Genomic DNA, 25,300 nt, shown 5'->3' on the forward strand with positions numbered 1-25,300 from the left:
TCAGGATAGGTTGTTTTTTCAGTTAATCACATAAAATTAAAAAATATTATATTAACCGGTTGATATATAAAAATGAAAGCGCTATAATAAATATATTCCTTAACGGAAAACGATTTCACAATATGTTAACCGGTTATCATATCAAGAGGAGAAAAAATGGAAACAATGACTGTGAACAACGATCGCTATCGTCTTGGCTATCATGTTATGGCTAAAGCTGGCTGGATTAATGACCCAAATGGATTTTCGTATTTCAAAGGTTACTACCATATCTTCTATCAATATTACCCTTATGGATCAGATTGGGGTCCAATGCACTGGGGACATGCTAGAAGTAAAGATTTAGTGCATTGGGAAACACTACCAATTGCTCTGGAACCCACTATTGAAGATGGTTGTTTTTCAGGAAGTGCTGTTGAGTATGATGGAAAACTGTGGTTGATTTATACTGGACATCATTATACAGATCCTAATGATCAAGAGCAATTCTACGAAGATCAAAATCTAGCTTACAGTACAGATGGCATTCATTTTACCAAATATGAAGGTAATCCAGTTTTAACGACACCAAGTGGTAATACAAAACATTTTAGAGATCCAAAAGTGTGGCAAGATGGTGATACTTTTTATATGGTTTTAGGAAGTCAAGGTGAAGATGGTTTAGGAAGAGCCTTGCTTTATCAATCACACAATCTGATTGACTGGAAGGAATTACCTATCCTTGATAAAGCAAGTAACTTGGAAGATGAAGGTTACATGTGGGAGTGTCCAGATTTCTTCCGTCTAAATGGTGAAGATATCTTGTTGATGTCGCCACAAGGTTTAGAGCCAAAAGGCGACAAATATCGCAACCTTAACCAAACAGGCTATCTTATGGGACAATTGAAAGAAGACTTTACCTTATCACGTAGTTCATTCATAGAAATTGATAATGGTCATGATTTCTATGCGACACAAACATTATTGACGCCAGATGGACGTCGCGTGATGATTGCATGGATGAATGCTTGGGATTCACCAATGTATGAAAAGGCAGATGGCTGGACAGGAGCTCTCACTCTTCCGCGTGAATTGGTTATCCGTCATGGAAAAATCTATCAATTGCCAATCAAAGAGTTGAAATCGTTACGTGAAGCTTGTGAATTTAGTGGAACGTTGGAAGCTCATAGCAAATATGAATTGGCTCGTACCAGTGAATTCGAGATGGCTATAAAAGGAGTAACATCAGGAAAACTCCTAACCCTAAGTGACGGTGACAATCAGTTAGATTTAACAGTTGATTTGTCTGGACAACGCTTAATTATAAATCGTAGCACAACCGATGGCGAACGTGTTGCTCATCTTGACTTGACCGATGAAATGACGTTACAAGTCTATATTGATAAGAGTTCAGTGGAAATTTTTGTGAATGAAGGTAGCGTTACCTTTACAGAAAGAATTTACTGGAATCATGCAATTGAACTTTCTTTAGACCAAGCATGTGATAATCAAACCCACATCTATCGATTGGAAGAAGAAGCTAATACCTACTAATTTGGAGGCTAGGAGTCATGAAGTCTTTGAAAAAACAATTTGATAATCCCTTTTATGCAAGTAATTCCTTGTCAATCTTGCTCTTCTTCACAGGTTAGGGAATTTGGTGGTCATTCTTCCAGATATGGTTGACCAGCAAGCAAGGCTTTTCAGGTTCACAAGTTGGAACCATTTATTCTTTTAACTCTGCTATTACCTTGATTTTGATGTTTGTCTATGATTCTATTCAAGACAAATTGGGAATCAAAAAGACACTTTTGATGTTTTGTGTAGGATGTGAGATTTTCTTAGGACCTTTCTTCACATGGATTTACGTTCCTATGCTAAAAAGTCAGTTTTATGTGGGAGTTTTACTAGGATCTTTATACTTATCCGTTACATTTTTAGCGACTTCGCCGACATTTGAAGCTTTGGCAGAACGTATGGAAGACGTTTTAACTTTGAATACGGTCAAGCGCGTGCTTGGGGTTCATTTGGTTATGCTGTGGCGGCTTTGGTGGCAGGTTTCCTATTTACCATAAATGCTTATTTGATTTTCTGGGTAGGATCTGCTTTTGCAGTTGTGTTGCTCTTGGTCCTTATTTTCTTTAGACCAGAAGATGATGAAGAAAAACTCCAGCAATTTGAGAATTTGGCTGAAAATCAAAAAGAAGATAAATCCCCTTCTATGGCTGAAATCTTAAACGTGTTTAAGATGATTGATTTGTGGAAAATTATCATTTTTATCATGATGAGTTGGGCTTTCTATACCGTATTTGACCAACAGATGTTCCCTGACTTCTTTACTAAATTCTTTAGTACACCTGCCATTGGTCAACAGGCATATGGGGTTCTCAATTCAATGGAAGTCTTTTTAGAATCCATTATGATGGGATTGGTTCCTATCATGATGCGCAAAACAGGTGTTCGTAAAAGCCTTCTTATTGGACTGGTTATCATGGTTTTACGTATCGGTAGTTGTGGTTTAGTGACCAATCCTTTAGGCGTTTCTATTATTAAACTTCTACACGCACCAGAAACGGCCATCTTTATTCTAGCGATGTTCCATTACTTCACACTTCACTTTGATACACGTATTTCAACAACGCTTTACATGGTTGGTTTCCAAATTGCGGCTCAGGTAGGACAAATTATTTTCTCTACGCCATTTGGAGCCTTGCATGATAAGATTGGTTATCAAAAAACCTTCTTGGTGGTATCTGGTATTGTGACGTTGTCTGCTATTTATGCCTTCTTTATTCTCAAAAAAGACGATAAAGATGTTAATGGACAACCATTAGAAATGAGCTAAAATAGTGCTGAAATCTCCTTTTTGGGAGATTTTTTGTTATAATAGCAACATGCTAACGATAACTTCTAAATCCAATAATCTCATTAAAAAAACGAAAAAATTATTGCAAAAGAAATACCGGCAGTCGTCTTATTTGATTGAGGGCTGGCATTTGTTTGAAGAGGCGGAAAAAGCAGGGGCGACTTTTGTGAATGTCTTTGTTTTGGAAGCTTTTGTTGAGCGCATCAGCCATTTGCCAAAGGTAACAGTGGTGACTTCTGAAGTATTGAGGGAGTTGACTGATTCTAAGGCACCACAGGGCATTATTGCTGAAGTTGCGATGCCGCAGTTGCCCCTTGAAGCGCTAAAAGCAGGACGCTACTTGGTCTTGGAGGATGTTCAGGACCCTGGAAATGTCGGGACCATGATTCGGACAGCAGATGCGGCTGGCTTAGATGGTGTGATTATTTCGGAAAAATCAGCCGATATTTACAATCAAAAAACGCTGCGTTCTATGCAGGGCAGCCATTTTCACCTACCTGTTTGGCGAATGGATATGGCGGTTGCTTGCGAGCAGTTCCACACATTAAACCTACCTGTGCTGGCTAGTACCTTGTCATCAGATTCGATTGACTACAAGGACTTTGCGGCTCCGCAGCAGTTTGCTTTGGTCATGGGCAATGAAGGCAATGGCATTTCGGAAAATATGGCGCAACAAGCAACCCATTTGGTTCACATTAGCATGCCTGGTCAAGCAGAGAGTTTGAATGTGGCTGTGGCAGCTGGTATTTTGCTTTTTCACTTGATAGCTTAGGTCTTAAGCCTTCTCTTATTTCACTTTAATTTAAGATATTATGCTATAATTAAGTTGAGAGAAAGGGGGCGGGTTACACGGAAGCCTATAAAAAAGACAAAGAATTTATGGACCTTGTTGGTCATATCATCCAACATCCTCGTTTTCAAAAATTAGATAAGATTACCCAACACCACTATTCAACTCGGATGGAGCATTCCATCGACGTGGCTTATACGAGTTATCGTATTGCTAAAAAATTGGGTTGGGATGAAAAAGCTACCGCACGTGGCGGACTCTTGCATGACTTTTTCTATTACGATTGGAGAGTTACAAAATTTAACAAAGGGCACGCTTGGGTTCACCCTCGAATCGCTGTTCGTAACGCACGGAAATTGGTGGACTTAACAAAACGTGAAGAGGATATTATTTTAAAACACATGTGGGGGGCTACTATTGCGCCACCACGCTACAAAGAAGGTTATATTGTTACGATGGTTGACAAATATTGTGCGGTTAAAGAAGCGATGACGCCTTTGCGAAAACGATTTACCAAACGCAGACGTTACAGCCGCAAGATTTTACCAAGCAATCATCGTTAATATAGAATAGACATTATCTCTTTATTACAGAAAGGAAAGTATATGGATAATAATGTTATTTATGCTCAAAATGACGGGGCATTAAGTCGCTTTTTTGCTAAGATTTATGGCTTAGTCGGCATGGGAATTGGGCTATCAGCCTTTGTCTCATACCTCATGCTTTATGTCTTTTCAGACAATATGGTAAATATTATCACTTATCATCCAATGGTTTATTACGTTGCTATCTTTTTAGAACTTGCCCTAGTATTTATGGCAAGTAACGCTGCGCGTCGCAACACACCTGCGGCCTTGCCACTATTTCTATTTTATTCGGCCTTAAACGGCTTTACCTTGAGCTTTGTTTTAGCAGCTTACACGCAGGCGACTGTTTTCCAAGCCTTTATCTCATCAGCTTTAGTCTTTTTTGCTATGTCAATGGTTGGTTTCTTTACGAAACGTGATTTATCAGGCATGACCAAGGCTTTGATGGCGGCTTTGATTGGGATTATCATCGCTAGCTTTGTGAATCTCTTCATTGGTTCTGGCGGTATGAGTTACATCATCAGCATTGTATCTGTGTTGATTTTCTCAGGTTTAATTGCTTATGACAATCAAATGATTAAGCGTGTGTTTGCAAGCACTGGTGGTCAAGTCAATGACGGTTGGGCTATCTCAATGGCCTTGAGCCTTTACCTCGACTTCATTAACTTGTTCTTAAACTTGCTTCGTATTTTCGGAAAGGACGATTAATACCTTAACTGACAAGCTGGCACTATTGGTGCTGGCTTTTTTTAGCTATCTTTTGGTGATTTTGTGGCTTTATGATATAATAATCATAATATTTTGACAATTTAGAGGAGTCCTGATGAAAACACCGTTTATTTCAGCTAAAGAACTTGAAACTATTACCGATACTTACCCAACTCCCTTTCATTTGTATGATGAAAAGGGCATTCGTGAAAAAGCGCGTGCTGTCAATAAGGCATTTGCTTGGAATAAGGGATTTAAAGAGTATTTTGCCGTTAAAGCTACCCCAACACCTGCGATTTTGAAGATTTTGCAAGAGGAAAATTGTGGCGTGGATTGTGCAACGGAAGTGGAATTGTTGATGAGCCATAAACTGGGATTTACGGATATCATGTTTTCATCAAACGACACCCCAGCTCGTGAATTTCAATACGCTAAAAAAATCGGTGCGACAATCAATTTAGACGCGTATGAGCACATTGCTTTCTTGAAAGAAGTGGCAGGTTTGCCTGACACGATTTCCCTTCGCTACAATCCTGGTGGCGTCTTTGCCCTTGGGACAGACATCATGGACAATCCCAACGAATCTAAATTTGGGATGACCAAGGAGCAATTGCTCAAAGGGATTCAGGAACTCAAAGCCCAAGGTGTGAAGCATTTTGGTGTGCATTCCTTCTTGGCGTCAAATACCGTCACAAACGATTACTACCCAGAATTAGCTCGCCAACTGTTTGAATTGGCTGTTGAAATCCAGGAAAAAACAGGTGTTGCCATTGATTTTGTCAATTTGTCAGGAGGAATTGGGGTCAATTATCTACCAAGTCAAGAAGCCAATGACATTGCGGTTATCGGGGAAGGTGTGCATCGTGCTTTTGATGATGTCTTGGTTCCAGCGGGACTTGGTGAGGTCAAGATTTTCACAGAATTAGGGCGTTTCATGTTGGCACCGCATGGGTTGTTGGTCACAAAAGTATTGCATCGTAAACAAACCTACCGTACCTATATCGGCGTTGATGCCTCTGCGGTGAATTTAATGCGTCCTGCTATGTATGATGCTTACCATCACATTACCAACATGAGCAATCCAAATGGCAAACTGGAAACCGTTGATGTGGTGGGGTCTTTGTGTGAAAACAACGATAAATTTGCGAAACAAAGGGAATTGCCTGAGGCGCGTGTCGGGGATATCTTGGTTATTCATGACACAGGGGCACATGGCTTTTCAATGGGTTACCAATACAACGGTCGCTTGCGTTCGGCTGAAATTCTTTACCAAGAGGACGGCACTGCTCGTTTGATTCGTCGTGCGGAAATCCCAGAGGATTACTTTGCGACCATTGAAGGATTTGATTTTGACTAGAGCGATAGCCATTTTGAGCCAAAACTTTTAAGGGAAAAAGAAAGGGGATAAAAGCGCTTAGGCGTTTGTAAACTCTTTCTATTTTTCCCTATTTTTGCTATAATGAGTGGTGTAAAAAATTTAGGAGAAAGATAATCATGACAACATTTCTTTGGATTCTGTTAATTTTGGTTGCCCTTCTTGGTGGGCTTGTTGGTGGTGTTTTCATTGCTCGTCGACAATTTGAAAGAGAAGTGGCTGAACACCCACGTTTAACGCCAGACGCTATTCGTGAAATGATGAGCCAAATGGGTCAAAAACCGAGCGAAGCTAAAATTCAACAGACTTATCGAAATATTATTAAACAATCAAAAGCAGCAGCTGCTAAAAATAGACGATAAGCTAGCGTTTCATCCCTTATGAGAAGTGGCAAGAGACCATAACTCCTAAGGGCTGATTGACTTTTCGAGCACAGAGCTCAGAAATGAATGACTCAGTTGCCTCGCCAACTGGGTTTTTTATAAGTCCATGATTAGAAAGAAGATGTTATGGATAATAGACCAATTGGTTTTTTAGATTCTGGTGTTGGTGGCTTGACCGTGGTGCGTGAGTTGATGCGTCAACTTCCGTATGAAGAAATTGTCTATATTGGGGACTCTGCTAGAGCGCCTTATGGGCCACGACCAGCCGAGCAAATTCGAAAATACACGTGGGAATTGGTGCAGTTTTTATTGACACAAAACGTCAAGATGATTGTTTTTGCTTGCAATACTGCAACAGCAGTCGCTTGGGAAGAAGTGAAGGAAAAATTGGATATTCCTGTCTTGGGTGTGATTTTGCCAGGGTCTAGCGCAGCCATTAAATCAACGCGCAGCGGCAAAATCGGGATCATTGGCACGCCGATGACAATCAAATCGGATATTTACCGCCAAAAAATTATGTCCCTAGCCCCACAAATGACCGTTTTGAGTCTATCTTGCCCTAAATTTGCTCCCTTGGTGGAATCAAACGAAATGGCGTCAAGTGTCGCCAAAAAAGTGGTTTATGAAACGCTGGCATCGCTTGTTGGCAAAGTGGATACCTTGGTGCTTGGTTGCACACATTACCCTTTGTTGCGTCCTATCATTCAAAATGTCATGGGGCCAGAGGTTAAGTTAATTGATAGCGGAGCAGAGTGTGTGCGGGATGTTTCCGTGCTGCTTAATTATTTTCAAATCAATCACAGCCGTATCCCAAATCAATCCATACCCGTTTTTTATACCACAGCCAGCACGCAAAGTTTTAGAGAAATCGCCATGAATTGGCTAAATACAGATATTGACGTCAGACACGTTGATTTGCAAGCACAAGATGAAGGAGTTGGATTAGAAAATGACGGATAAGATTTATGAATACAAAGATGCGGACAATTGGTTTATCGGTGAATGGGGTGGCGCCAATGTGCTTCGTGGTTTTGAAGGCATTTGTGCCAACCACCTAGCTCGATTGAACTCAGAATTGTCAAAACTAACTAAGCATAAGCCTTGTCATAAAGATCATGGTAAGTGCCATTCTGACCAAGCCAAAAATGGCTATAACGTCACGGTTATCAAAAAAGCGTCTGATTTTCAGTTGATTCGTTTTGTGGTTGACATGATTAACCAAGAAAGCGATCGTCAGTTTGAAGTGGCACAACGAGCTGGTGCCGTCGTGGTGACTGAGGCTGATCATTTGCTCTTGGTGCACTTGCCTAAAGGGGGCGTGGACGCCAAAGCTTTCTTTGGGAATGCTTCTGAAACTGCTTTTGGTGATACCATTTTAATTGCCACACGCAACGAAGGCAAGACCAAAGAATTCCGCAAAATGTTTGAAAAACTAGGTATCAAGGTGGAAAATCTTAATGATTACCCTGATTTGCCTGAGGTCGCAGAAACTGGCACAACTTTTGAAGAAAATGCTCGTTTGAAAGCAGAAACCATTTCCAATTTAACGGGTAAGATGGTCTTGGCGGATGATTCTGGTTTGAAAGTGGATGCCCTAGGTGGCCTTCCAGGTGTTTGGTCAGCACGTTTTTCAGGACCAGACGCAACAGATGAATCCAATAATGCCAAACTCTTGCACGAACTGGCGATGGTTTTTGACCACAAAGACCGTTCTGCCCAATTCCACACAACCTTGGTGGTTGCAGCACCAGGCAAGGAAAGCCTAGTGGTTGAAGCGGATTGGCCGGGTTACATCGCTATGGAACCTAAGGGAGACAATGGTTTTGGTTATGACCCTTTGTTTATGGTCGGTGAAACAGGGCGTCATGCAGCTGAATTGACAGCTGAAGAAAAAAATAGCATCTCACACAGAGGATTGGCTGTTAAGAAATTAATGGAGGCATTCTCAGTATGGCAAGCAAAACAATCATAGTAATGAGTGACTCTCATGGGGACCGTGAGATTGTCGAGGACATCAAAAAAACGTATCAAGGCAAAGTAGATGCCATTTTCCACAATGGGGATTCTGAATTACCAAGTTCGGACCCTGTTTGGGAAGGAGGCATCCATGTGGTTCGTGGCAATTGTGATTATGACAATGGTTATCCTGAACGTTTGGTTACCCAACTTGGGGACATTACCATTGCTCAGACGCATGGTCATTTGTATAATATCAATTTCACGTGGGATAGATTGGATTTATTTGCTCAAGAAGCAGATGCGGATATTTGCCTTTATGGGCATTTGCACCGCCCTGCCGCTTGGCGAAATGGTAAAACCATTTTTATCAACCCAGGAAGCGTGTCACAACCACGTGGCGATGTACAAGAAAAATTGTACGCCAAAGTTGAGATTACACAGGATACTATCAAGGTGACTTACTACACACGTCACCATGACCTTTACCCTGCACTTTCTAAGGAATTTGACAGATGATAGCAAAAGAATTTGAAGATTTTCTGCTCAGCCATTTGGACCACTACCTCATTCCAGCAGATGAGTTAGCCATTTTTATTGATACGCATAATTCAGACCATGTTATGCTGCTGTTGGTCAATAATGGTTACTCTCGCGTGCCTGTTATTACCAAGGACAAGAAGTACGTGGGAACCATTAGCATCGCAGATATCATGTCTTATCAGGTCAAGCACCAGCTGACAGAATGGGAACTCAACCAGATGGATATTGGTCAAATGGTCAATACCAAAATCAAAACCATTCGCAAAGAGGCTGATTTGACTGAAATTATGCACTTGTTGGTGGATTATCCTTTCTTGCCAGTTTTAGATGATGACCAACAATTTTTGGGCATTATCACACGCCGCTCAATTTTAAAAGCGGTCAACAGCTTGTTGCACGATTTTACCAACCATTACACCATTACGCCAAAAGATGATGAAGAATGATATCACACGCTTTATAGCAAGTAAGCAACTGTCTGAAAGTTCTAAGAAGGCTTACTATTATGACTTGCAGCAGTTTGTTGAGGTGGTGGCTGGCAAAATCACACCTGAAAAATTGTCCTTGTATGAGCATTCCTTAGCAGACTTGAAAGTGTCGGCTAAAAAACGCAAACTATCAGCAGTTAATCAATTTCTGTATTTTCTGTATGAACAAGGCAAACTGGAGCGGTTTTATAAGCTGAACAATCAAGAAAAAATGGTAACTCAGCCAGCGGACTGTTCACTGTTAGATTACGGTTGTTTTTATCAGGAAACGAGCCAAAAAGCAGGGCAATTGATTGCCTTGTTGATAGTTGAATTGGGCTTGTTGCCTCAAGAAATTCAGCACTTAACCCCAGCCGATGTGGACAGTCAATTTGCGGTCTTGCGTCTGAAACGCTCTGGGATGGTGAGGATTTTGCAAGTGCCAGAACGGCTTTTGCCCTATTTAGTGGCACAATTGTCAGAAGGTCAGTATCTTTTTGACCATAAAGGAAAGCCTTATTCACGGCAATGGTTTTTCACTCAGCTCAAGGCTTTTTTAAGCACATACGGTTTTGAGACCTTATCCGCACAAGATTTACGGCAGCAGTACATTCTTCACCAAAAAGAGGCTGGCAAGTCTATTCTAGAAATCAGTAAGCAATTGGGGTTAAAAAGCCCGATAACATTAGAGAAATATTACACATCATAATGGATATTAAATTAAAAGATTTTGAAGGTCCTTTGGATCTGCTCTTGCATTTGGTGTCAAAATATCAGGTGGATGTTTATGACGTTCCGATTGTAGAGGTGATTGAACAATATTTGGCTTATATTTCGACCTTGCAAGCTATGAAGCTAGAAGTGGCGGGGGAGTACATGGTTATGGCGAGTCAGCTCATGCTCATCAAAAGTCGTAAGCTATTACCAAAAGTTGTGGAGCAAACGCCAGTAGAGGATGACCCCGAGCAAGAGCTTTTGTCGCAGATTGAGGAGTACCGTCGCTTTAAAGCCATCAGCGAGGAAATGTCTGCCCAGCACGACGAACGCTCTAAATTTTATTCCAAACCTAAGGAAGAGCTTATTTTTGAAGATGCAGTGCTGAATCATGACAAGACGGTTATGGATTTGTTTTTGTCCTTTTCGCAAGTCATGTCTGAAAAGCAAAAACGAATGGCAAGCACTCACACGGTCATTGAACGTGATGATTACCGTATCGAAGACATGATGATGACTCTTTCTGAGCGTTTGAATCAAACGCCGAGCCTATGTTTGGAGAGTATTTTTCAGGAATGTCAGACACGTTTGGAGATGGTGACGGTGTTTCTAGCGACTTTGGAATTGGTTAAGGTGCATGAAATCACGGTGGAACAAGACGAAACGTTTGGTAGTATTGTGGTGAAAAAGGCTGATAAACAGGTGCCATCTGATGCGTCAGCCATTTAAGAGGAGGCTATATGAATGATTTGGCACAATTAGAAGCGCTTCTTTTTGTGGCAGGAGAAGAGGGGCTGAGCTTGAGGTATTTGGCAGGAATGCTCCAGCTGACTCCTAGTCAGCTAAAAGAGTTCTTGCAGACCTTGGCTCAAAAATACGAGTCAGACGACACAACAGCCTTGTGCTTGATTGAAACGGCTGGACGTTATAAAATGGCTACCAAGGAGACATTTTCAGACTTGCTACGTGAATTTGCCAAGGCGCCTGTCAATCAGAGCTTGTCGCGTGCGAGTTTGGAAGTTCTGTCTATTATTGCCTATAAGCAGCCCATTACGCGTATTGAGATTGACGACATTCGTGGGGTCAATTCTAGCAGTGCGGTGAGTAAACTCTTGTCTTTGGGCTTGATTCAAGAAGCGGGGAAAAAAGAGGTTATCGGACGTCCCAATCTCTATGCCACAACAGATTATTTCTTGGATTTTATGGGGATTAATGACTTGACAGAATTGGTGGACGCCTCTCACATTGAGTTGGTGGATGAGGAAGTGTCGCTTTTTGGAGAAACAAAGCAGACAGATGACGCTTAGGCAGTCATTATTTTTGAGGATAGGAGTAATAGCATGAGAATTAATAAATACATTGCCCATGCAGGTGTTGCCAGTCGACGCAAAGCCGAAGAATTGATTAAGCAAGGCTTGGTGACATTAAATGGTCAGGTAGTGACAGAACTAGCGACCACCGTTAAAAATGGGGATAGAGTCGAAGTGGAAGGCACACCGATTTACAATGAAGAAAAGGTTTATTATGTGCTCAATAAACCGCGCGGGGTCATTTCAAGCGTGTCAGATGAGAAGGGACGCAAGACAGTTGTGGATTTGTTGCCTGATGTCAAAGAACGCATTTACCCTGTTGGGCGTTTGGACTGGGATACTACAGGTTTGTTGATTTTAACCAATGATGGGGATTTTACAGATGAGATGATCCACCCAAGAAATGAAATTGACAAGGTTTATTTGGCGCGTGTGAAAGGCATTGCGACCAAGGAAAACCTACGTCCTTTGACGCGTGGTGTGGTCATTGACGGTAAGAAAACCAAACCAGCTCGCTACAACATTATCAAAGTAGATCCTGACAAAAACCGTTCTGTTGTGGAATTAACCATTCATGAAGGACGCAATCATCAAGTCAAAAAGATGTTTGAATCTGTTGGGCTTTTGGTGGATAAATTGTCCCGCACACGCTTTGGAAATCTAGATGTGAGGGGCTTGCGTCCTGGGGAATCTCGCCGTTTGAATAAAAAAGAAATCAGCCAGCTACATAATTTAGCGGTGACTAAGACTAAATGATTAAAAAAAGCTTGATTGCTTTGGTGCGGGGCTATCAGAAATTCATTTCCCCACTGACCCCACCGTCTTGCCGCTATGAGCCGACCTGTTCTAGTTATATGATTGTGGCGATTGAAAAGCATGGCATTAAGGGTGTTTTGATGGGGATTGCACGTATTTTACGGTGCAACCCATTTGTCGAGGGTGGCAAAGACCCTGTCCCAGATTATTTCACCCTACGCCGTCATAAAGATTTTCGTCATAACTAAGAAGCGACTTCAGGCCTGAGGTCGTTTTTTTTCTCCAAAAAAGCTCCCTTTTTGAAAGGGAGCGGTATGATTAGTATTTAGACCATGTTTTGGGGATGAAAAGCAGTAAGATTGGGAAAATCTCAAGACGTCCCGCAATCATGGCAAAGGACATGAGCAGTTTTGAAAAAGGACTGAAAATGTTGAAGGTTTGGTCGGTGCCAAGCAGTGGGCCGATGTTATTGAACGTTGAAGCCGCGGCACTGGCAACCACCATAAAGTCGCTATTATCAAGTGATAGGAAGAGTGTCAAGACAAGTAAACAGGTCACGTATAGCGACAGGTATTTTAAAACGCTGTGCTGGGTTTCCTTGTCCAGCGGCTGTTGATTAACATGAATGGTCATGACACGGTTAGGATAAAGACTTGAGAGCACTTGATTTTTGGAAATTTTCGTCAAAATCAAGGCGCGCATTACCTTAAAACCACCTGCAGTTGACCCAGCCGACCCACCGATAAACATCAGTATCAGAAGAATGACTTGCGAAAAGAGCGGCCAAACGGTTAAATCGGTGATACCAAAACCAGTGGTCGTGATAACATTGGATACTTCAAAGAAAACAATCTCTAACCCTTTACCAGCACTGGCATAAAGTCCACTGACATTGAGCCAAATCAAAGCTGTTGCCACGATGATAATACTAATGTAGGTACGCAATTCTTCGTCCTTGAAAAAGGCTTTGAATTTACGCAAGAGCAAGAAGTAGTAAAGGTTGAAATTGATTCCGAAAAGCAGCACCGCGATGGAAACAATATTGGTAATGAGAGAGCTATGGTAGTGGGCGATGGAGTCGTTGTAAACAGCAAATCCCCCAGTCCCCGCACATCCCATGGCGGTAATCAGACTGTCAAACAGCGGCATTCCCACACCAACTAAAATAACGCAAATTACGGCAAACATACTGAGGTAGATGACGTAGAGAATTTGAGCGGTTTCCCTTAGTTTTGATACCACTTTACCAAAAACAGGTCCTGGAACTTCTGCTCGCATGACTTCAAGATGACTGTTCTTACTGTTTTCCATAATGGCAAGGGCAAAAACCAGAACCCCCATTCCTCCGATAAGGTGAGCAAAACTGCGCCAAAACAGCATCGAATGCGATAAGACGCTAACGTCGGGTAAAATGGTTGCCCCTGTCGTGGTAAAACCTGAACTCATTTCAAAGAAAGCATCGATAATGCTAGGAATTTGGCCAGATAGCACAAAAGGCAGAGCTCCAAAGAAGGACCACAAAATCCAACAAAGAGCGACAATCAATAGCCCTTCCTTGGTATAGATATGGTAATTTTGGGGTTTAAAAGCAATTCCAAGTAAACCGATAAGCAGTAAAATCGCAATCGTCATGATAATGCTACTGACCACGCGAGAAGGTTCATGGTAAATAAAAGCGACAACCAAAGGAACCAAAAGCAAACCAGATTCAATCAGGAGCAATTTGGATAGGAGGTAGCGAACCATACTTTTATTCATAACTACCTCGCTAACAAATCATAGATACGTGTCACATTTTTGAGAAATGTGACCACAACAATTTTGTCGCCAACTTGCAAGATGTCTTCACCAGTTGGGTAAATGGTTTTCCCCTTGCGGATAATGGCAGCAATCAAAATATCGTCTTTAAATTTAAGCGAAGAGAGACTTTTGCCAGCCATTTTATTGGATTCGCGGATTTCAAACTGCAAGGATTCGATGCGCCCATTAGCAATGTGGTGCATGGCATCAAGGTTTGAGTCTTGGGCGTTGACGCGTCCACGAATGAAGTGCATCATGGTGTCTACGGCGATATTTTTAGGTGTGACGATGCTTGAAAAACGGCTGGTATCGATGATTTCAAGCAAGCTAGTGCGATTGACCTTGGTAATCGTTTTTGGCACGCCTAAGGTTTCAAGGAACATTGACGTGATGATGTTTTCCTCATCGACTCCAGTCAAGGTAGCCACGGCATCAAAATTTTCCACACTTTCTTCTAGAAGAACGCTTTTTTCCGTACCGTCCCCTTGCACAACATGAACATGAGGAAATTCACGACTGAAAAAGGCAGCACCTTCAGGGTTATTTTCAATAATTTTTAAGCTTATGCGTGTATTTTTTAAGATGTTCAATACATAATAAGCAATGCGTCCAGCTCCGATAATCATCATGTTTTTGATGATTTTAGTTTTCACAGAATTATGGAATTGAATCATCTCGTTACGATTACCAGTGACAAAAATACGATCACCAAGACGTAGCGTGGTATCCCCGTCAGGGATAATAAGCTTGCCCTGACGCTCAATGACACAGACCACCAAGTTTCCAAATTTCTTGCGGAATTGACTGAGCGACAATTGGCACAACTTGCTGCCATCGGCAATGATAAATTCCATTAACATGACGCGCCCATTGGCAAAGTGCTCAACAGACAAGGCATTTGGAAAATCAACCGAATTGGCAATGTAGCGAGCCGTCAGCAATTCTGGATTGAGCACGAGGGAAAAGCCAAGAAAATCATTATCTTTGAAATAGGTGTTGGAATATTCTGGGTTTCGCACACGAACAACCGTTTCTTTTGCCCCCATTTTTTTAGCCAAGACAGCAGAAATCATATTGACCTCGTCTTTTGCCGTCAAGGCGATAAAAATATCACAGTTTCGAATATTGGCCTGTTCAAGAATTTTAAAGTTGGCACCATTGCCAACAATTCCCATAATATCATGGCGTTTGGTAACTTTTTTTAAAACAGACTCTTTTTCCTCAATTAAAATAACATCATGTTTTTCTTCTACTAAAGAACGGCAAAGGGCAGTTCCGACCTTACCTCCACCGACAACAATTATTTTCATCCTGAACCTCCGAAAAGTATCACTTCTATGATACTCCTTTTTTGTAAAAATTTCTAGACAAAACTGAAAGTCCCGATAAGCATTAGCACTCTACTGTTAGAATTGTTACAAATAGATAACATTTACCCAAAATACTTGCGAAATGAGAACAAGAGAACTATAATAAATCGTTATTTAGATTAAGGGAGAATTTCAATGTTTGAAAAGTTAAGGAATCTTTTTATCGGTTATCCATTGAAATCAGCTGGTGATTCCGATGAAGAGCATTTGTTGTCCAAGTCGCAGGCTTTAGCTATGCTCTCAAGTGATGCTTTGTCATCTATTGCTTATGGACCAGAACAAGTGATTTTGGTGTTGACAACCATTTCAGCGGCAGCTATTTGGTGGTCTTTGCCAATCGGGCTATTGGTTCTTGTCTTGTTAGCCAGTCTGACGATTTCTTACCAACAAGTGATTCATGCCTACCCCAAAGGTGGTGGAGCTTATATTGTTTCCAATGAAAATTTATCGCCCAGCATGGGCTTATTAGCTGGTGGAAGCCTTTTGATTGACTATATGTTGACCGTAGCGGTGTCTGTTTCTTCAGGAGCAGATGCCATCACCTCTGCCTTTCCAGCTTTCAAAAATTTCAATTTGGAAATTGCGATTGCCTTGGTATTGCTCTTGATGTTAATGAATTTGCGGGGCTTGCGCGAATCGGCTAGGTCCTTGATGGTACCTGTGTACCTCTTTATCATTAGCACCATGTTTTTGATTGTGTACGGTGCCTTCCAGATTGTAACGGGTCAATTGCCTTACCACGCAACAGCACACGTCGGTGCGGTGGTTCCTGGGGTATCCATTATCTTGTTATTAAGGGCATTTACAAGTGGTTCCGCCTCTTTGACAGGGGTTGAGGCTATCTCAAACGCAGTACCATTTTTCAAAAAACCAAAAGAAAATAACGCTGCTGGTACCTTGGCTATCATGTCTTTGATTTTGGGAATCATGTTTGCAGGCATTACCTTCTTGAACTACTGGTTGGGGATTTTGCCTAATGCTCATGTGACCGTTTTAGCTCAAATTGCTAAGGAAATTTTTGGCGATTCTCTTGTGGGAAATGCCCTCTTTTACGTTTTCCAATTATCTACAGCCTTGATTTTGGCCGTGGCAGCCAATACTGGTTTTTCAGCCTTTCCAATGTTGTCATTTAACATGGCTCAAAATAAGTACATGCCGCATCTCTTTATGGAAAAAGGGGCACGTTTAGGTTATTCAAACGGTATCATCACTCTAGCCGTCGGTGCTATTGCCTTGTTATTCATTTTCAATGGTTCAACCGAACGTCTCATTCCACTTTACACCATTGGGGTCTTTATTCCATTTGCCTTGTCACAAACGGGCATGGTTGTTCACTGGAAACGCAAAATTGGTAAGGGCTTTTTGAGGCACTCTTTAGCCAATATTTTAGGGGCTATTATCTGCTATGTCATCATTTTAATTCTTCTTATCTTTAGATTAAATGAGATTTGGCCATTCTTCCCAATCATTATTGCCTTGATGATTTTGTTTTATTCTATTAAAAATCACTACAACAACGTAGCCATGCAATTGCGTTTGACAGAGGATGTGACCAACGTTCATTACGATGGCAATACCGTCTTGATTTTAGTGGGAAATCTGACCCAAGCCAGCATTCGTGCCATCAATTATGCCAAAAGCATTGGGCAAACCGTCGTTGCTATGCACGTGTCCACCCTTGAAACCAAACAAAAAGACTTGGAAATTGAAAAAGAATTTAAAACCTATTTCCCAGAAGTGACCTTTGTCAATATCGAATCCAATTACCGTGATATTGTTAAACCGACCATGTTGTTTGTCAACAAGATGAACCGTGAAGCCCAAAAACAAAACCACACCATGACGGTCATCATTCCAAAATTTATTCCAAAACACAGCTGGCAAAACGTTCTTCACAACCAAATGAGCCTACGCTTACGTGTCCGCTTGCGTTGGTATGAGGATATTATCATTGCCACTTATTCTTATCATTTGAAAAAATAGAGCCTTATCTTTGAAAAAGGCTGGTAAAAAAGGCTATAAAATCTTATCAAATCCGTTGACTTTACAGGGCAAAGTGTTATAATAGTTAGCGAAGATTCGTTAGTTTAAATCAAACCTGTTATGATTTAAGTTAATGAACCACCACCAACCACATTGTTTGCTGAGCGCGACTCCGAGCAGTGTGGTTTTCTTTTTATGTCAAAATGAAGGGGAAATCTATGAATATCGAAGAATTGGATTATCACGAAGAAGGTAGCAAAGCGATTAACCATGTCGTGCTTTTTCAACCTCAAATCCCGCAAAATACAGGAAATATCGCAAGAACCTGTGCCGCAACCAACGCTCCCTTGCACATCATTCGTCCTATGGGATTTCCCATTGACGACCGCAAAATGAAGCGTGCAGGACTTGACTATTGGGACAAGCTGGACGTGACCTTTTACGATAGTTTGGAAGAATTTTTGGATAAATGCGATGGAGAATTGCATTTAATTAGCAAATTTGCTGACAAGGTGTATTCGGACGTTGATTACAATGACGGCAAGCACCATTATTTCCTTTTTGGACGTGAAGATAAAGGCTTGCCAGAATCCTTTATGCGTGCCCATGCGGATGAAGCCTTGCGTATTCCCATGAATGATGAGCACGTTCGCAGCCTTAACTTGTCTAATACCGTCTGCATGATTGTCTATGAAGCCCTTCGCCAACAATCCTTCCCAAGCCTTGAATTGAGCCACACATATACACATGACAAATTAAAATAACCCTGTAAGATAGCTAGTTCTAGCTATCTTTTTTTTTCTGTCACATCTATTGCGTCAGGGGCGTTTTTTTGTTATGCTAAAGATGTCTTCAGGGCAGGGTGAGATTCCCGACCGGCGGTGCTTTGTGTCGCAACAAAGCGAAAAGTCCGCGAGCTACGTGAAGTAGTTGACCTAGTGCGATTCTAGGACCGACAGTATAGTCTGGATGGGAGAAGACCAAGGATTAGCTACGCTTTTTTGGTGTCGCTTAATACCTTAGTGCTTCTTTCAATTTGAAAAAATTGGAGGAATTTTTTATGTTTAACACAATGTCTAGGACAAGAAAACTGTCGTATATTGCCATTTTATCAGCCCTTTCCTTTTTGCTGATGTATGTGCAATTTCCTTTAATTCCAGCAGCAAGCTTTTTGCAGTTTGATTTTTCCATTATGCCTATTTTGATAGGCTTGGTGGTTTTGGATTTAAGAAGCGCTATGTGCATTTTAGTGCTGCGGACCTTTTTAAAGCTCTTGCTTAATAATGGGGGCATTTCCAGTCTGATTGGCTTACCCATGAATGTGGTGGCTCTTGGTGTGTTTGTCTTAGCCTTGGCTTTGCTGTGGAATAAGAAACGAACAACTAAAAATTACATCATTGCCTCTGTTGTAGGAACACTTGGTTTGACAGTTGCCATGTTCTGCTTAAATTATATCTATGCCGTGCCATTTTACGCCATGTTTGCGAATTTTGATATTCAGGCTGTTTTGGGACTGGGCAATTATTTATTTGCTATGGTTATTCCGTTTAACCTCATTGAAGGGGTGATTTTCTCGGTTTGCTTTTTCCTTTTGTACCGATGCATCACCTTTCTTAAACTCTAACCCATTTTTTGTGGTATAATGACTCTTATGATGAAACATAAACAATCTTATTTTCTAGGTGGCTCATTTGCATTAGTCCTTTTCATGATGCTAGGCTACTTGGTGAAATTTTACCCAGCAGATTTAGTCCGTATTGATGCTGATATTCAAATCGCTTTGCGTGCGGATTTGCCTCGGCACTGGATCGCATTTTTCAAAATCATTACCAACTTTGGGCATGAAATCTATATCTTTATCTATGTTTTTGCCCTCGCTTCTCTCTTTTATGTTTGGAAGAAATGGAAGATGGAAGCTTTCTTATTGGTTGGTAACCTCTTGTTGATGGGCGTTTTATCAACAGGTTTTAAATACCTTTACAACCGCCCACGTCCAGATATTCCTTATCTTATTGCCAAGCCAATGGGAGCTTCATTCCCAAGTTGGCACGCAGCAGCAACCATGGTTGTTGCCCTTAGCTTGGTCGTTATTGTCAACCAACACCTGACACAGACCTTTGCTAAACGTTGCTTGCAAGTGCTATTCATCGCCTTGGCTTTTGCCACTGCCTTGTCACGCATTTATCTAGGGGTACACTACCCATCAGATATCTTGGGTGGCTGGCTCTTAGCCTTTACTATCGTTTTATTTGTCTATCCTTTTTATGCCGAAAAACGATTTGAATGGCGTTTCCAAGGCAAACAAGATTAAAAAACATCATAAGATGGAAAGACCTTTTGGGTCTTTTTTCGATGAATTAAAGTAAGCAATAAGAGTTTGTTTGTTTTTTGTAAAATGTTATAATAGGTGCTATGAAAAAACGTTATAATACATTAAATGATTATTATCGTCAGCTTTTTGGGGAGAAGATTTTCAAAGTTCCCATTGATGCGGGCTTTGATTGTCCCAACCGTGATGGAACGGTAGCCCACGGTGGGTGTACTTTTTGTACGGTATCGGGTTCAGGTGATGCCATCGTTGCCCCTGAGGCACCGATTCGCGACCAATTTTATAAAGAAATTGATTTTATGCATCGTAAATGGCCCAGCGTTCAGAAATATTTGGTGTATTTTCAAAATTTCACCAACACCCATGATAGGGTTGAAGTGATTCGAGAGCGTTACGAGCAAGCCATCAATGAACCTGGCGTGGTCGGTATTAACATTGGGACTCGTCCAGATTGTTTGCCAGATGAAACCATTGCTTATTTGGCGGAATTGTCTGAGCGCATGCATGTGACTGTTGAGCTAGGCTTACAGACCACTTATGAAAAAACGTCCCAGCTCATCAACCGAGCCCACACTTACCAATTGTACGTGGAAACGGTCAAACGCCTACACCGACAAGCTCCCAAGGTGGAAATCGTGTCGCATTTAATCAATGGCTTGCCAGGGGAAACGCCTGAGATGATGCTGGAAAATGTCAGACGTTGCGTGACGGATAACGATATTGACGGCATTAAACTGCATTTATTGCATCTCATGACCAATACCAGAATGCAACGCGATTATCACGAAGGGCGTCTGAAATTGCTCTCAATGGACGAATATGTCCAAATCATTTGCAATCAATTGGAAATCATTCCAAAATCTATCATCATTCACCGAATTACGGGTGATGCCCCGCGCGATATGCTTATTGGGCCAATGTGGAGCCTTAAAAAATGGGAAGTTTTAAACGCCATTGACGAAGAAATGGAGCGCCGAGGCAGTTATCAAGGCTGCAAGCTAGAAAATCAAGAGGTGTCTGTATGATAAAACGTCCTTTGCAGGTGTCACATACCTTTTTGGCGGAAGTTTTAGATAAAGAAGCCATTGCTGTGGATGCAACCATGGGAAATGGCAATGACACAGCCTTTTTGGCTGGCTTGTCAAAAAACGTTTATGCTTTTGATATTCAAGAACAAGCCCTAAAAAGTACGGCCCAGCGTTTGGAAAAAGCAGGTATCTGCAATGCCCACTTGATTTTAGCGGGGCATGAGCAGGTGGACCAGTACGTCACAGAGCCTATCCGTGCGGCTATTTTCAACTTGGGTTATTTACCAAGTGCTGATAAAACAGTGGTTACAAAGCCCGACACAACCCTTGTGGCTATTGAGAAAATCTTGGCCCAGCTCGAAGTTGGCGGTCGCCTAGCCATCATGATTTATTATGGACATGAGGGCGGTGACCAAGAAAAAGATGCTGTGTTGCACTTTGTGCAAAACCTTGACCAAAGGCTCTTTACAGCGATGTTGTACCAACCATTAAATCAAATCAATCAACCACCTTTTCTTGTGATGATTGAAAAATTAAAGAAAGTGAAAGAGGACTAATTTATGCACCCCCTAACGGTTCATGAAACCATTCAGCGTATGCACCAAAAATACTTGGAAACAGAAACGCCAACCGTTTACACTTTAGAAGAAGTGAGCGACCGTGTTTTGCTTATCAAAAGAAGATTGGCAAACTTGGAAAAAGAGCGCTGCATTTGCTTGAGAGAGGGCAGAGATGTCACACGAATTGACCAAAAAATTGCCAAACAAAAGGAACAATTTATGGTGAATTGTTTGCAAAAATAAGAATCAGAGGTGATGCTTATCGAGAGTTCTATCTTACTTATCGCATTTTTCTTAATGCTGATTGTATCTAATATCATCAATCGTCTATACCCTAAAATTCCCTTGCCTTTTATTCAGATTGTCTTGGGAATTTTGGTGGGTGTTTTAGCTAGAGAAAGCACATTAACACTCAATTCGGAGCTGTTTTTGGCTTTGGTTATTGGTCCGCTGAACTTTTGTGAGGGGCAAGAAAGTGATGTCATGACCTTTGTCAAATACAAGTCCATCTTGGCTTATTTAATTTTGCCAACGGTGTTTATCACCATGTTGACCGTTGGTTATGTGACTGGAAAATTATTGCCAGTTGATATTCCCTTGGCAGCTAGTTTTGCCTTGGGAGCTGCTTTAGCCCCAACAGATGCCGTCGCCTTTCTTTCCATTGCCAAACGGTTTAAATTTCCCAAGCGAGTGGAGTCTATCCTGACCCTAGAAGGGCTCTTAAATGACGCCAGCGGTTTGATTTCCTTTGAATTTGCCGTTGCGGCTTTGATGACGGGAACCTTTTCGTTGCTTACGGCGAGTTTTAGCCTCTTTTGGGCTATTATCGGCGGTATTTTAGTCGGTATCTTATTTGCCTTGCTAAACCGTGGCGTTTTGTCTTTCCTTGAAAAGATTGATATTGCAGACGTGACAGGGGCGCTGTTGCTAGAATTATCCCTGCCAATTGTGTCTTATTTTGTTGCCAGTCTTTTTGGGGTGTCAGGTATCATCGCCGTGGTTATTGCGGGGTTATCTCAAGCCCGCCGTTTCAAACGCATTCGGCTATTTGATGCTGAGTTGGACCGCGTTAGTCAGATTATTTGGGAAACAGTCAGCTTTATGCTAAACGGCTTGGTTTTTACGGTCTTTGGTTACGAATTAACCCGCATCGTTGAGCCAGCCTTGGTCAATCCTCTAGTCAACAATTACCGTTTGCTGGCTATCGTTTTGACGGTGACGGTCTTGCTCTTTTTAGTGCGTTTTGTGATGATTAGCCTTTACTATGCTTTTCATTACCGTACCATGGTGCGTTCGCTAAGAGCAGCAATCAGAGAAATTCTCCTTTTGACCTTTTCAGGTGTTAAAGGAACGGTATCTATGGCGACCATTTTGCTTTTGCCACAATTCAACGCTTATGCTTACAGTTTGATTTTGTTTACCGTAGCAGCGGTTACCTTATTGAGTTTTGTGACGGGCTTGGTGGTTTTACCTTATCTTGCTCAGAGTTCAGATGGTGAAGAAAAGACCGATTACCTCACGCAAATCGCCATTTTGCACGAGGTGGTGCAAACCTTGGAAGATGATTTGAAAAACACTAAAGACGAAGACAAAGGAGCCCTGTATGCCGCTATTGACAATTACAATAGCCGTATCAAGCACTTGGTTTTGGAACAAGAACCCACGAGTGTCAAACGGGAATTGGTGTATTTGCGTTTGATGATTTTAGGAATTGAAAGTGACGGTTTGGAACATGCCTTTTCAGAAGGCCGCATTGAGTTGGTAGAATACCGCTTGTACCAACGTTATTTGCAAAATCTAGAACGTCAAATCAACCGTGGTTTCATCTCGACCTTTACGTATTTCTTTACCATTAGCATGCGAGGCATTCGCCGTTTGATTCGGGAAAGTTTGAGCTTGTGGCCGACCTTGCGTCGTTTCTTGTCAGGGCAGCCAAGAGAAATTCGCTTGACCGAAGAAAATCGAGAACGCCTGACTGAACTCTACCTCAGCAATACCGAATTGGTGCTAGAAGGTCTGCAAGATTTGGAAGGGGTTTACAACAGCGATTTGATTGCCTTTATGAAACGCTCTCGCTTGCAGGAAGTCGAAATCATCGAAACAGGTGTTTTTGTCGAACGTGTTATCGCTCATATGCGCTCAGACAATATTGATGAAATGTTGCGTGGCTATTATTTGGAGCGAAAAGTCATTGCGGAGTACGAAAGCCGTGGGGACATCACCCCAAGTTATGCGACCTTTTTACGCCGCAATGTTAACAAACTTGAAAGTTATTCCCTCAAAGATGACCTAGCCGAACCTTATAATCACGTTATTATTCAGTAATGATTACATAAAAAATAAAATATGTTATAATATAATCACTGTATTATTTTGATGCAGTGATTTATTCATATTAGTTTTTGAAGAACAGGAGTACATGTAATATGGAAGACCCCAGTCAGAACTTAGCATTACAATTTGTTTTATTATTGATTTTGACGCTCCTAAATGCCTTTTTCTCAGCTTCTGAGATGGCTTTAGTTTCCCTAAACCGTTCCCGTGTTGAGCAAAAAGCAGCAGAAGGCGACCGGAGATATACAAGATTATTGTCTGTTCTGGACAATCCCAACAATTTCTTATCAACCATCCAAGTTGGTATTACCTTTATTGGTCTGCTCCAAGGTGCGAGCTTGTCAGCTTCTCTAGGAAGTGTGATTGCGTCTTGGTTTGGTAATTTTGTTTGGGCCCAAACGGCAGGTAGTGTGATTTCACTTGTCTTTTTGACCTATATTTCCATTGTTCTTGGTGAGCTTTACCCTAAACGAATTGCCCTCAACCTCAAGGAAAATTTAGCGGTTGTTTCTGCCCCAGTCATTATCTTAATAGGAAAAATTGTAAGTCCGTTTGTTTGGCTACTCTCAGCATCAACCAATCTCTTGTCGCGTCTGACTCCAATGCAATTTGACGATGCAGATGAGAAGATGACCCGTGATGAGATTGCTTATATGTTGTCTAATAGTGAAGAAACGTTAGGCGCAGAAGAAATTGAGATGCTCCAAGGTGTTTTCTCTTTGGATGAATTGATGGCGCGTGAAGTGATGGTGCCCCGTACCGACTCCTTCATGATTGACATTAACGACGATACCCAAGACAATATTCAAGAAATTCTGAAACAAAACTTTTCACGTATCCCAGTCTATGACGACGATAAGGACAAGATTATCGGTATCTTGCATACCAAACGTTTGTTAGCTGCTGGTTTTTGCGATGGATTTGACAAAGTGGCTTTGCGTAAGATTTTACAAGAACCTTTGTTTGTTCCAGAAACTATCTTTGTGGATGATTTGTTGCGTCAATTGCGTAATACCCAAAATCAAATGGCTATCTTGCTAGATGAGTACGGTGGGGTTGCTGGTTTGGTCACCTTAGAAGACCTTCTTGAAGAAATTGTCGGTGAAATCGATGATGAAACCGATATGGCTGAACAATTTGTTCGCGAAATTGGTGACAATACCTATATTGTTCTTGGGACAATGACTCTAAACGAGTTTAACGATTATTTTGATGTGCAGCTAGAAAGCGATGATGTGGATACCATTGCTGGTTTCTACTTGACAGGTGTGGGCAATATCCCAACCCAAGAGAGTCGTGAAACCTTTGAAATCGACACCAAAGAAAAACATATTGCTATTACCAACGATAAAGTGAAAGATGGCCGTGTCACGAAATTGAAGGTTGTCTTTTCTGATATAGAACAGAGTATTGAAGAAGACTGAGCTAAACCTTAGTCTTTTTTCTTATGAAAATGCTATAA

At 41.5% G+C, this 25,300-nt stretch carries 26 protein-coding genes, 1 pseudogene and 1 riboswitch; of the genes and pseudogenes, 25 read left to right on the top strand and 2 right to left on the bottom strand.

What is annotated here, in order from left to right; all coding sequences use genetic code 11:
- The first annotated feature begins 156 nt into the window (after positions 1 to 156).
- The 16 genes and pseudogenes from HFK82_RS00525 to yidD all read left to right on the top strand — a co-directional run bounded on the left by HFK82_RS00525 (position 157) and on the right by yidD (position 12,682).
- On the top strand, positions 157 to 1,533 hold the full coding sequence (locus HFK82_RS00525; protein WP_168260418.1) for a glycoside hydrolase family 32 protein: 1,377 nt from the start codon (positions 157 to 159) through the stop codon (positions 1,531 to 1,533).
- 17 nt (positions 1,534 to 1,550) lie between these two features.
- Positions 1,551 to 2,824, top strand: a pseudogene (locus HFK82_RS00530) (oligosaccharide MFS transporter).
- Positions 2,825 to 2,873: 49 nt separating this feature from the next.
- Positions 2,874 to 3,617 carry a TrmH family RNA methyltransferase gene (locus HFK82_RS00535; protein WP_168260419.1) on the top strand — a complete coding sequence of 248 codons (744 nt, stop codon included), beginning with the start codon at positions 2,874 to 2,876 and terminating at the stop codon, positions 3,615 to 3,617.
- Between the two features lie 107 nt (positions 3,618 to 3,724).
- Positions 3,725 to 4,198: an HD domain-containing protein gene (locus tag HFK82_RS00540; RefSeq protein ID WP_154454522.1), complete on the top strand. Its 474-nt coding sequence runs from the start codon at positions 3,725 to 3,727 to the stop codon at positions 4,196 to 4,198.
- Between the two features lie 42 nt (positions 4,199 to 4,240).
- Positions 4,241 to 4,930, top strand: a complete 690-nt coding sequence (locus HFK82_RS00545; RefSeq protein WP_168260420.1) for a Bax inhibitor-1/YccA family protein — start codon at positions 4,241 to 4,243, stop codon at positions 4,928 to 4,930.
- A gap of 115 nt (positions 4,931 to 5,045) precedes the next feature.
- A complete protein-coding gene (locus tag HFK82_RS00550; RefSeq protein ID WP_167510357.1) occupies positions 5,046 to 6,287 on the top strand; it encodes a diaminopimelate decarboxylase in 1,242 nt (413 codons plus the stop codon).
- 137 nt (positions 6,288 to 6,424) lie between these two features.
- Positions 6,425 to 6,667: a YneF family protein gene (locus HFK82_RS00555; RefSeq protein ID WP_154454525.1), complete on the top strand. Its 243-nt coding sequence runs from the start codon at positions 6,425 to 6,427 to the stop codon at positions 6,665 to 6,667.
- Between the two features lie 147 nt (positions 6,668 to 6,814).
- Positions 6,815 to 7,648 (top strand): glutamate racemase, encoded by an 834-nt coding sequence (racE, locus tag HFK82_RS00560; protein WP_168260421.1) that lies wholly within the window; start codon positions 6,815 to 6,817, stop codon positions 7,646 to 7,648.
- On the top strand, positions 7,638 to 8,660 hold the full coding sequence (locus HFK82_RS00565) for a nucleoside-triphosphate diphosphatase (RefSeq protein WP_168260422.1): 1,023 nt from the start codon (positions 7,638 to 7,640) through the stop codon (positions 8,658 to 8,660). Before racE ends, HFK82_RS00565 begins: the two co-directional genes overlap by 11 nt.
- Positions 8,639 to 9,163 (top strand): metallophosphoesterase, encoded by a 525-nt coding sequence (locus HFK82_RS00570; protein WP_168260423.1) that lies wholly within the window; start codon positions 8,639 to 8,641, stop codon positions 9,161 to 9,163. The genes HFK82_RS00565 and HFK82_RS00570 overlap by 22 nt, the downstream gene beginning before the upstream one ends.
- Positions 9,160 to 9,633 carry a cyclic-di-AMP-binding protein CbpB gene (gene cbpB, locus HFK82_RS00575; RefSeq protein WP_168260424.1) on the top strand — a complete coding sequence of 158 codons (474 nt, stop codon included), beginning with the start codon at positions 9,160 to 9,162 and terminating at the stop codon, positions 9,631 to 9,633. The genes HFK82_RS00570 and cbpB overlap by 4 nt, the downstream gene beginning before the upstream one ends.
- Positions 9,623 to 10,363, top strand: coding sequence for a site-specific tyrosine recombinase XerD (gene xerD, locus HFK82_RS00580; RefSeq protein ID WP_168260497.1), 741 nt, complete (start codon positions 9,623 to 9,625; stop codon positions 10,361 to 10,363). Before cbpB ends, xerD begins: the two co-directional genes overlap by 11 nt.
- Positions 10,363 to 11,097 (top strand): segregation/condensation protein A, encoded by a 735-nt coding sequence (locus HFK82_RS00585; RefSeq protein WP_168260425.1) that lies wholly within the window; start codon positions 10,363 to 10,365, stop codon positions 11,095 to 11,097. The genes xerD and HFK82_RS00585 overlap by 1 nt, the downstream gene beginning before the upstream one ends.
- Positions 11,098 to 11,108: 11 nt before the next feature.
- Positions 11,109 to 11,675 carry an SMC-Scp complex subunit ScpB gene (gene scpB, locus HFK82_RS00590; RefSeq protein WP_168260426.1) on the top strand — a complete coding sequence of 189 codons (567 nt, stop codon included), beginning with the start codon at positions 11,109 to 11,111 and terminating at the stop codon, positions 11,673 to 11,675.
- Between the two features lie 33 nt (positions 11,676 to 11,708).
- Positions 11,709 to 12,434, top strand: a complete 726-nt coding sequence (locus tag HFK82_RS00595) for a pseudouridine synthase (protein WP_168260427.1) — start codon at positions 11,709 to 11,711, stop codon at positions 12,432 to 12,434.
- Positions 12,431 to 12,682 (top strand): membrane protein insertion efficiency factor YidD, encoded by a 252-nt coding sequence (yidD, locus tag HFK82_RS00600; RefSeq protein ID WP_168260428.1) that lies wholly within the window; start codon positions 12,431 to 12,433, stop codon positions 12,680 to 12,682. The genes HFK82_RS00595 and yidD overlap by 4 nt, the downstream gene beginning before the upstream one ends.
- Positions 12,683 to 12,752: 70 nt before the next feature.
- Here yidD and HFK82_RS00605 read toward each other — a convergent pair whose 3' ends face one another.
- Together HFK82_RS00605 and trkA are read right to left on the bottom strand one after the other, a co-directional pair.
- Entirely contained in the window at positions 12,753 to 14,192 is a 1,440-nt protein-coding gene (locus HFK82_RS00605; protein ID WP_168260429.1) for a TrkH family potassium uptake protein, read from the bottom strand.
- Positions 14,193 to 14,194: 2 nt separating this feature from the next.
- Positions 14,195 to 15,544, bottom strand: a complete 1,350-nt coding sequence (gene trkA, locus HFK82_RS00610) for a Trk system potassium transporter TrkA (RefSeq protein ID WP_168260430.1) — start codon at positions 15,542 to 15,544, stop codon at positions 14,195 to 14,197.
- Positions 15,545 to 15,739: 195 nt separating this feature from the next.
- On the opposite strand from trkA, the gene HFK82_RS00615 reads away from it, so the two are divergent.
- From HFK82_RS00615 to HFK82_RS00655, 9 genes are all read left to right on the top strand, one after another.
- Positions 15,740 to 17,587 (top strand): APC family permease, encoded by a 1,848-nt coding sequence (locus HFK82_RS00615; RefSeq protein ID WP_168260431.1) that lies wholly within the window; start codon positions 15,740 to 15,742, stop codon positions 17,585 to 17,587.
- Between the two features lie 218 nt (positions 17,588 to 17,805).
- Positions 17,806 to 18,351 (top strand): tRNA (cytidine(34)-2'-O)-methyltransferase, encoded by a 546-nt coding sequence (locus HFK82_RS00620; RefSeq protein ID WP_168260432.1) that lies wholly within the window; start codon positions 17,806 to 17,808, stop codon positions 18,349 to 18,351.
- Positions 18,352 to 18,431: 80 nt separating this feature from the next.
- Positions 18,432 to 18,572: riboswitch (FMN riboswitch) on the top strand.
- Positions 18,573 to 18,647: 75 nt separating this feature from the next.
- Complete coding sequence (locus HFK82_RS00625) at positions 18,648 to 19,211, top strand: ECF transporter S component (RefSeq protein WP_168260433.1); 564 nt, start codon at positions 18,648 to 18,650, stop codon at positions 19,209 to 19,211.
- Between the two features lie 30 nt (positions 19,212 to 19,241).
- Positions 19,242 to 19,898 carry a phosphatase PAP2 family protein gene (locus HFK82_RS00630; protein WP_154454586.1) on the top strand — a complete coding sequence of 219 codons (657 nt, stop codon included), beginning with the start codon at positions 19,242 to 19,244 and terminating at the stop codon, positions 19,896 to 19,898.
- A 101-nt stretch (positions 19,899 to 19,999) separates the two neighbouring features.
- Positions 20,000 to 20,941 carry a tRNA modification radical SAM protein MnmL/YtqA gene (gene mnmL, locus HFK82_RS00635; protein WP_168260434.1) on the top strand — a complete coding sequence of 314 codons (942 nt, stop codon included), beginning with the start codon at positions 20,000 to 20,002 and terminating at the stop codon, positions 20,939 to 20,941.
- On the top strand, positions 20,938 to 21,501 hold the full coding sequence (gene mnmM / locus HFK82_RS00640; protein ID WP_168260435.1) for a tRNA 5-(aminomethyl)-2-thiouridylate-methyltransferase MnmM: 564 nt from the start codon (positions 20,938 to 20,940) through the stop codon (positions 21,499 to 21,501). Before mnmL ends, mnmM begins: the two co-directional genes overlap by 4 nt.
- A gap of 3 nt (positions 21,502 to 21,504) precedes the next feature.
- Positions 21,505 to 21,747, top strand: a complete 243-nt coding sequence (locus HFK82_RS00645) for a hypothetical protein (RefSeq protein ID WP_154454541.1) — start codon at positions 21,505 to 21,507, stop codon at positions 21,745 to 21,747.
- A gap of 18 nt (positions 21,748 to 21,765) precedes the next feature.
- The gene (locus tag HFK82_RS00650; protein ID WP_168260498.1) at positions 21,766 to 23,829 is read left to right on the top strand and encodes a cation:proton antiporter; all 2,064 of its coding nucleotides are present in this window, start codon (positions 21,766 to 21,768) and stop codon (positions 23,827 to 23,829) included.
- Positions 23,830 to 23,930: 101 nt separating this feature from the next.
- Positions 23,931 to 25,262, top strand: a complete 1,332-nt coding sequence (locus tag HFK82_RS00655) for a hemolysin family protein (protein WP_168260436.1) — start codon at positions 23,931 to 23,933, stop codon at positions 25,260 to 25,262.
- Positions 25,263 to 25,300: the final 38 nt, after the last annotated feature.

Source organism: Streptococcus alactolyticus, from assembly GCF_012277075.1.
GTDB lineage: Bacteria > Bacillota > Bacilli > Lactobacillales > Streptococcaceae > Streptococcus > Streptococcus alactolyticus.